Source organism: Clostridioides sp. ES-S-0049-02 (assembly GCF_020658465.1).
In the GTDB taxonomy this organism is placed as follows: domain Bacteria; phylum Bacillota; class Clostridia; order Peptostreptococcales; family Peptostreptococcaceae; genus Clostridioides.
The window spans coordinates 1-255 of sequence record NZ_JACVWG010000091.1 but is presented as its reverse complement, the minus strand read 5'-3'; the positions used below and the strand labels follow the sequence as shown (position 1 = coordinate 255).

Sequence of the window (255 nt, the reverse complement as noted above, 5' to 3'; positions counted from 1 at the left end):
TGAGACAGTGCCCAAATCGTTACGCCTTTCGTGCGGGTCGGAACTTACCCGACAAGGAATTTCGCTACCTTAGGACCGTTATAGTTACGGCCGCCGTTTACTGGGGCTTAAGTTCACTGCTTCGATTACTCTAACAGATCCCCTTAACCTTCCAGCACCGGGCAGGCGTCAGCTCCTATACATCGTCTTGCGACTTAGCAGAAACCTATGTTTTTGGTAAACAGTCGCTTGGGCCTATTCTCTGCGGCCACCGTA

The 255-nt window shown here is 51.4% G+C and carries 1 rRNA gene; it reads right to left on the bottom strand.

Going from position 1 to position 255, the window contains the following annotated elements:
• Position 1: 1 nt before the first annotated feature.
• Positions 2-255 (bottom strand): 23S ribosomal RNA (locus tag IC213_RS21435); the annotation flags it as partial.